This window comes from Vibrio genomosp. F10 str. 9ZD137 (assembly GCF_049974785.1).
Lineage (GTDB): Bacteria > Pseudomonadota > Gammaproteobacteria > Enterobacterales > Vibrionaceae > Vibrio.
Genome location: NZ_JBNGCJ010000460.1, coordinates 1 through 9111 on the forward strand (window position 1 = coordinate 1; position 9111 = coordinate 9111).

At 37.7% G+C, this 9111-nt stretch carries 4 protein-coding genes; all 4 read left to right on the forward strand.

Annotated features, from left to right (window positions below):
- Nucleotides 1-1311, forward strand: a 1311-nt coding sequence (locus ACP45E_RS11055; protein WP_069585011.1) for a DEAD/DEAH box helicase, incomplete at its 5' end; no start/stop codon positions are given.
- 378 nt (nt 1312-1689) lie between these two features.
- Entirely contained in the window at nt 1690-3387 is a 1698-nt protein-coding gene (locus ACP45E_RS11060; protein WP_017037811.1) for an ATP-dependent nuclease, read from the forward strand.
- Entirely contained in the window at nt 3384-4754 is a 1371-nt protein-coding gene (locus ACP45E_RS11065) for a UvrD-helicase domain-containing protein (protein WP_017037810.1), read from the forward strand. Before ACP45E_RS11060 ends, ACP45E_RS11065 begins: the two co-directional genes overlap by 4 nt.
- Nucleotides 4755-4981: 227 nt before the next feature.
- On the forward strand, nt 4982-9111 hold a 4130-nt coding region (locus ACP45E_RS11070; RefSeq protein WP_198927711.1), incomplete at its 3' end, for a sacsin N-terminal ATP-binding-like domain-containing protein.

Below are 9111 nucleotides of genomic sequence, written 5' to 3' on the forward strand. Positions count from 1 at the left end.
ACCGCTCTTCCGATCTCAGAAGTTGCCTCTCGGCTATTTGAACAAAAAGCTATCGACTTTGTCCTTTGCTTTTCACCATCAACTGCTATATCGCAGGGGTTAGCTTACACCTTTAAGAATCACCTAAACTGCCGTTTTGATGGCGTGATTGGAGCGTTAGGTGCCTCGTATACCTATCAAAGTTTGCAGTACTTTGATGACTACTTTTGGTCTTTGCTACAAACTCACCGAGTCCTGGTTGTACTGGATGAAATTCATCATTGCGCGGGGCTCAACATGACAGAGGCGAACGCATGGGGTGAGAAAATCATTCAACACATACAATCCCATGCTCGATACACGCTTTCATTAACCGGCACGCCATGGCGTTCTGATAAAGCACCGGTAAGCCTGTCACACTACAACATCAACACGGCTGAAATTGAATGCAACTATGTTTATGGGTTGAGCCAAGCGGTTAAAGATAAAGTGTGTCGCTTGCCCAGTATTGTCTTAGTCGACAACGAAATGATCACAGCAAAATCTAACGATTCAGACACTCGCCACTTCTCATCCATCCGTGAATATCTGGATGAACCTTTTGGCTACTATCAAAGCATCATTACCGACGATACCTGCATAAGGTACCTGATAAAGTTAGGCTTAAAAAAGCTAGATGCGATTCAGGAAAAGAAACCAAACGCCGCTGGGTTAGTGGTAGCTGCATCTGTTGAGCACGCGATAAGAATCCACATGATGCTTTCCGAAGAGTTTAATAAAAAGGCGATTATTGTCACTTACAAGCATGACGACCCGTCAGGGATCATCGATCATTTCAGAAACAGCGATTCCGATTGGATAGTCAGTGTTGGAATGATTAGCGAAGGAACAGATATCCCTAGACTTCAGGTGTGCTGCCATCTTAGCAAAGTTAAGACTGAGCTATACTTCAGGCAAGTCTTAGGTCGCATTCTAAGGATAAACAAAGGGGTAAACCAAGAAGCGTGGTTATATACTTTTGCGGAGCCCAGTTTGGTGACTTATGCCAACCGAGTCGCTGAAGAAGTCCCTTTGAATGATGTTATATTTCAAGAACACATGCCCAATAACAACTCTGAATTTCCAGAAAGTCACAACACACGGACACCAAGCTACTTCAGCGTAGAAGGCCCAGATAACCAGATTTCATGGGGCGAAACACAACTAACTAAAACTGAACGAAAAGTAGCGACCTTAATCAAACACAACTCTGAAGAACAGTGCCACTACTTCGACGTAGTGGGTGATTTTAGACAGCAAATTGTTGATGTGTTCCGCTATCAAAGCCCATGAATAGATAATTCCAAAAATTCTATCACCCCCTTCAACTTGTTTTTAGGCAGAATGAGTTTTATAAATCGAACATTGGTAACACCCGAATATGCTTAGATTTGCGCGTGGATTGTTTCTGAGGTGGGGAAACATGTATATCGGCATCAATAAATGATAAAACCAAGCGCTGACACCAACGCTTGCGATGGTCCTTTCCAGTATGTGTTGAGTTCTACGAAGTAGCATAGCCTCGTCCCTTTTTCTACCCAGTCTTTTGACAGGCATCATGTGATGCGCCATCACATTTCAGTATTTGAAAGCATTAGATCAATACAGTAACCACATGACCTGTAGTACATTAGTAGCATATGCGCTTGTGTGCTTTTTAGGGAAATTATCATGTACGTCAGAAAGGTAACAATTAACAACTACCGTAGCTTCCGCTCTTTCGAAGCCCAGCTTCAACAGCTGACAGTTGTCATTGGTGAAAACGATACTGGTAAGACGAACTTTTTCACCGCACTTTCGTTACCGTTAAGCGGCAACCAAATAGACTTCAACCAGAAGCGTTTAAGTGTTTCTGACATCAACAAAGGTGCCGTTATTGATTTTCTGACGTCTGTAGTCAATGAAGACACTGAAGATCATCAGCTTCAGAAGATACCTAAAGTGTCAGTAACCGTGGAGTTCGCAGATCCGAAAGATGCTTATGAAACAGCACTACTAGCTAAGTGGATCGTTGCTGATGGTGATGAGGAAACTTACAGAATCAGATACGACTTTAAGCCTAAAGACGACAATGACTTACTTGAGGTCGTGAAGAAATCACTCGCTGGTAAAACGTTAGATGATATTAACTGGTTTACTTTTCCCGTTGAGCTATACGACTACCAAATCGTATCTGTGAACAACGAAAAGCCTATCGCATATAGTGACTTAAAACACGTCAGCGTGCATAGTATCAATGCCGAGCGAGATGACTTCTCAGAAAGCAGTTCAATGAAGTCTAATAGCATTTTTACAAAGCTACTTATGAACACGTTAGACGATGGTGACAAAGGTCAGATCAACACAGCTTACTCTGAGTTCTTTAGTGCAATTGAAAAGACCGAAACATTCGACAAAGTCATTGGAACTAATGAAGATTTTGAGAACTATGACAGTATTATCAAGCAGCTTGATTGCACCCCTAACCTGCCTAACTTGAAGAACATCTTATCGAACATCACTTTGAAATACGGTAATGAATTTTTGTACCAAAAAGGCTTGGGACAAAGAAATCTTATCTACATACTCATCCTGTTTGCTTACTACAAGTCGTGTGGTGATACATTCAACTTGTGCTGTATAGAAGAGCCAGAAGCACACTTGAGCGTTAACAACCTTCGTTTAGTAAGAGACTTCATCGAAAAAAGCTCAAACAACAGTGGCTCGCTTGTACAAACTATCATTTCTAGCCATAACCCGTCGATCATCAACAAGCTAAGGATCTCTAATGTCCTGGCGTTTACTGGCGAGAAAGCAATAAGTCTGTCCGATACTCCAACTAAGCTGGTCGACTACCTAAGAAAGAGACCTAATTTCGACATTCTGAAGCTGCTGTTCGCAAACAAAGTCATTCTCGTAGAGGGTCCAACTGAAGAAATGCTGATCAGCACTTATTTGTCTAAACAAGCAGCCCTCAACGACATTGATATTATACCAATTAGTCAACGTGGTTACGCCACATTCTTGGATATATGGCTTTCCTTGAACAAAGATAACCAGAACAAGAAAATTGGTGTTATTCGTGATTATGACAATTCAGATGCCGCTAAAGAGAAACACGACGCTTATGACACAACCAACAAAAATGTCATAGTAAGAACAACAAAGCACTACACACTTGAAATTGATTTAGTAGAAGCAAAAGACAACCTAGCTTTGCTAAATGGTTTGTTCGAAATGGATGGTAACCTCGACGAAGTGTCCGGTCATATGATCAGTGGCAAAACCACTAGAATGCTGGATGTCTGTGACGCGATGATTGATGAAAAGAACCCACTGGATATACAGCTACCGGCTCACATAGCTCAGGTCATTAAGGCTCTGTCATGATTGAAGTACAGATTGCTGGAGCAGGTGCGGGGAAAACTTATGGCTTAGCAAAGACTTTGATTGAACACATCGAAGCTTCTACTAACCATAAAAAGACATTTGCACTGACATACACAAAATCCGCAACAGCGAAGATAGAGCAAGAAACAATCAAACAACATGGCTTTATTCCGTCGAATCTCTGCATACAGACAGTCCATAGCTTTTTGTTGAACGAAATCATCTACCCATTTTCGTCATTCACACTCGGTGATGTCTATAACGACACATCAATAATGATATCTAATCCTAAGTATAAAAATGGTCTTTTTGCACGACTTAGAAAGATGAATGTCATTCATACAGATAATGTATACAACGTTGCTAAACAAATTGTTGATGAAGCCGTCAGCAAGCACAACAACAAAGCGAAGAAAGCAAAAGTCCGTAGACTGTTAGCTATTCTAGGGAACTGCTTCGACAAGATATTCATCGACGAAGTCCAAGACTTAGATAAAGATGCTCTTCGCTTTTTCGAGGTACTAGGCAGCAATGATATTGACGTATACATGATTGGAGACCCCAAGCAAGCAATCAAGTTTCCCCAAGCACTTGATACTTTCATTAAAAAAATAACTCCAAAAGAATACGCAAAGATCTTACCGAGCAACAATCAAACCAGACGAGTACCTACGGAGATCTTAGCGATATCAAACAGTTTTTGCTATGAAGACCAGAAACAGCAGTCACTATCAGAAGTGGTCGGTGAACTCGTGTACATAGAATCGACAGACTGTCGATACGACGAACGACTAACTGATTACATAGATACAAATCAACTTGTTTGTATAGACAAGAAAACTGGTCGCTATTCTACATCAGCCAAAAACAAGCATTCATTTCCGAGAGAGATCGAGGATATGATTCGTGAATCCAAGCACAAGAAAGACAAAACACTATTTGTCAAAGCTGCTCTTATCGACTTCATAAATGATGTCGCCGAAGTCGGTGCTAAAGTCGCGATTAATAGGCTAAAAGCCAGACATGAATTGATATTCGAGAAATACCATTTCGCTCAGCTATATGAACTATGTGACAAATCGAAAGAAGATGATGTGCAATTTACTGTCCAAAGTATTGATTCAGTTAAAGGCTTGGATGCTGATACATGCGTACTTATACTAACCACTAACACATTGACATACCTGACTAAAAATGGATTATCTCAAGATAATCACTTCAACAAAGAGTGGAAAAAAATCTATGTTGCACTGACTCGGGCTAAGAAACGGTTAGTATTGGCTTTGGATCATGACCTATTGACTCGCGTCGATATGGCCGTTGTTAGAGATTCTGTGGGAGAATTAGGATTTATTCCACACGATTAGTCATAATCGCTCTGGTCCAGATTATATCAGACAATTCCTAGACTCCATGCGTTAGTGTTGTTTAGGTAGGATTTTTTTGCAACTGTAAGATGTTATGATGCTACCTAACTAATTGATATTTGGTAAATTGATATTCGATAGCCGAGCTTAAGGCAATCAACCTCTTATGCTAATTTTAATATAAAGCACAAACACAATCTCCCGCAAACCCATTGATGGATAATTGAATGAACTTAAAAAATATTGTCAACCGGTTGTTTGATGAATCAAAAAATGATTCTGCACGAGGGTTACAAGCAAGTGCTGAATCAGAGCGTATTATTCAACAAGCCTATGAGGGACGGTATTTATTCGAATTAATACAAAATGTGAGGGATGCAAACAAAGAAATTGATGCTGATGGATGCATAAAGATAGAACTTCAAAATGATGTTCTATCTATTGCTAACTCTGGTGCTGAATTTAGTCAAGCAGGGATTGAGGGAATAACCACAATTGGGCAAAGCACAAAACGTAGTCAAGACTATATCGGTTATAAAGGTATTGGCTTCAAGTCTGTACAGGAAATAACAGATATACCAAGAATCATTACAAAATACGGTACTGTTCAATTTGATCGCCAAAAAACGATCAATGCTTGCATACATAGAGATGATTTTACGCTTGATTCTGTTCCACTGTTTTTCTTTCCTCATTTTGAAAGCTCTGCTTTATCTTCTGATGAGATTGAACATGGTTTTGTAACTAAAGTTGAATTGCCTCTTAAACCTGAATTAGATGAGACTTCTATTGTTGATGCATTTAACAAAATTGGCCACAGGCAGTTAGTCTTACTTGGTAATATCAATCAACTGTTCTTTCAGAGCGAGAATAAAACCACCAAACTTGAGATCTCGAAACACAAAGACACAGTTAGTGTACTCAGTGGAGATGGTGAAAACTCAAAGTTTAGGTTTTACTCCCCCTCCCAAAAAATCACTTTGCCAAAAGAGTTAGTCAATTCACTTCCTAAAAAAGAAAAAGAGGTGTTCAGTAGTTCGACTGCAATAGATGTAAGTGTCGTCATTGAGTTAAATGATAAAGGCCATTGCAATCCAGTTGACGACTCTAAACTGTATGTTTTCTACCCGTTAAAATTGTCATCGGGATTTCGTTTCATCATCCACAGCTATTTTGTAGTTAACCCTGAAAGAACAGCCCTAAGAGATTCAATAGTTAATGATTACTTGTTAACGGCTATTGGACAGTTTATTGCAAATGAAGTCTTAACTTCTCTTAAAAAAGACAAAGTTAATACAACAAAGATGCTGTGTTTTACTCGAAACCAAGATAGCCAGTTGGATAATTTATATGATGAAGTTGTAAAGGAGCTTAGCAATAAAAAGTTCATTTATGACAAGAGTAATCGTAATTACTACAAACCATCCGAGGTGATCTTAGGTTATCCAGAAAGTAAGTCCATTTTTCCCAGTGGGGATGTGGCAGGTAAACATTTAATAACTTGCGATGAAGAGATATCTGATTGGTTACAAGATGAATTTGATATTCAAATTTTGGAACACCGCAATCTGGCGAGCCAAATTGAAGAAGAATGCAAAGCACAAGCAAAAAATAGAAACCTTAAATTTTTTCAAGGTCTATATGCTTATGTTACCAAGCATCAGGATATTAACTTAACTGAGAAAAAGGTATTACTGACCGATAAATGGAAGTTAGTTACTAGCAATGAAGATGTGTTCTATGGAGGTGATGAACAAACTAATGAAGAATTGCCCAAAAGCATTAGGAAACACATTCACTTTATACATAAAGAGATAAAAATAGTTGATTTCCGAGACGGCAGGAGTCGTACTGGTATCGTTGAGTTTAATACGTTTGAGCTAACTAGGCGTTTACTTAAACTATTTAATGATGATCGAACACCCAATTCAGATGTTTTAAGTGCAATATATCGACTGTCTCCAGATGATATTAGATCAGTAGATGAAATTAAGAAAAAAATATTATTGCCCATAAGTGGAACTGATAAATGGCTATCGCCAATTACTAATCCCATATATGTTGAAAACGAGAATATAAGAGAGCTATACCCTGATGCCGACTTCGTAGATGAGACCGCTTGGGAAATTGAAAAGTCTTCTGAAACTCTAGTATTTTGGAAGAAACTAGGGGCATGGGATATCCCCGCTTTTTACATAGTAGATGAACAAGTAAGAGTTAATGGTAAGGAGAAAAGAGATAGAGATCTAGTTAGGTTACTTAACCTTTCGTCTAGGCCTTTCATTATTAAAAATGACAGGGTATTAGATAAACCAAGAAGCTATAATGCTTGGTTTAAATCTTCAATTATCGAAAACTGGAATCAATATGAAGCATTTTTAGGTTATACATCATTACCCAGATTTAGAGCTGCTAGCTACACAAGCAATTATCGGATATTTACCACTTTACCAAATAAAGCGATATATGGTGCTGTAGAAAGCTTAAAAACTGAAAATTGGATTATATTTAGTGGTGAAGAAAATGCATATTCTATTACCAATGTTGTTGGTATTGAGCCACTTGAACTGAAGCAGCCCCACAACAAAGTAATCTCAAAATATTTAAATTTACTGCCTGTTAAATATAATTTTAAGGGTGGCTTTACTTCAAGCACCGGTTTAATTCACTTAGACAGTGATGACATTTCAAACTATCAGAGATTACTGCTATTAATTTCCGATACCTATAAAGAAAAAATACCTGATGAACAGCAGTTCATAGATTTTTACAATCGAATTTTAGGTAAGCTCTATTCATATGCTGCACGACATGGTGCTGAGAAAATGAAGCAATTAGCTAACTCTAAGTTTTTAGCTGTAAACGCGATAACAAAAACTAGAGAGTGGGTAAATGCAAATGAGATCTATTATATTGACGATAAATTAAGCTATGAATTATTACCAGAGCAAATAAAAGAAAAAGTGCAGCCACACTTCACTAACCGTGATAAAAATACCTTTGGGCTTATTGCCAAGGAAATTGGCAAACAGTTTTCTAATCAAATTTCCAAGGAGCTAATCAAAACCGTTGAAATTAAAACCACCATTATTTCTACCTATTTCCAGTGGTTACCACAAACAATAGCATTACTTGAAACACATATTTCTAGAGCGTTGAGCGAAGAAGAATTTGTTCGAATTAAAAATACGGATATTACAGAGGTTGAGCAGCTATTAGTAGGAGTTACAATTGGTGAATCAGGTTCGATAAATGTCCATGCATCCAATTATGTTAGGGATGATCAAGGAAATACTGCTATTTATTTATTACACTCTCCCGCCGAAAGTAAGAATAAAGTGTTTTCTTCAGCTTTGAATGAGCTGTTTAGTAAAATCACTAAACGTAATACTCATTCTTTTAAGCCTCAATTATTAAGCTTTTTAATCTCTACTGAAAAGGAGCAATATTTAAAAGATTTTGATGTTGAAATACATAGGGTTAATGAGATAAAAAATGAGTTACTATCCCAAGAATATAGCCCTGAACAACTTTTTTGGGAAACTATTTTAACAATAAAACAAGTTAGCATAAGAGATGATATTTATGTGGATGATTATGTCGTATCACAGCCCCTTGCCTGCTTATTAGATATACCTGAAGTCGATATCAATGAGTTTAATGACTCTTTTGATTTTTCTCATTTAAATAAGTCTTCGCATATTGAAAGGCTAAAATTGCTATTTGATTTGTTAGATATCTCACTAAATGCCTTCAACGGTGAACGTCATTTGAAAATTGATTTTAGAGAACATTACAAGCAAGAGTTGTTTAAACTTCAGAATAAGTTTGAACTTATGTTCACCAGCCTGCTACACCAGGAATTATCTAACAGCCGTACAAATCAACAGTCAACATTTCAAGATCAACTTGATAAATACAAAAATGCTGAATTTTGCTCATCTCCAGAAAACATCTTGCATTGTGATATCGACTCTTATTTTATTGAGCAGCTGAGCAATAGTTTTCCTGACTTGCCAATTTCTATCAATAACCTTATTGAAGAAGTTAATTTCGATTCAATTGAACTATACAAAAAAGGGCTATCTGAATTTGAGAAAGCAATAAGCACTTTACCTTTTAATAGTGAAGACCAAAGTATCTTTTTATCAAAAAACAGCAGAAGAAGCTTAATATATTTTAACAATATCACTCCACTGATTACTCAGTTCAAAAAGTACCTTTCAGATAAAAGGACACCTGGTCAATCTAGTCAGGGTAGCGATGGTTTTAGCAATTTATTTGATTCGGTAAGTGATGGCGCAACAACAGACTTTGAAGAAGTAGAAACCGCCGGAGTAGAACAGCCTACAAACCC

Bases quoted from the DNA above. Each gene is read 5' to 3' on its own strand.
- ACP45E_RS11060 (WP_017037811.1), top strand. From the start codon at position 1,690: ATGTACGTCAGAAAGGTAACAATTAACAACTACCGTAGCTTCCGCTCT.
- ACP45E_RS11065 (WP_017037810.1), top strand. From the start codon at position 3,384: ATGATTGAAGTACAGATTGCTGGAGCAGGTGCGGGGAAAACTTATGGC.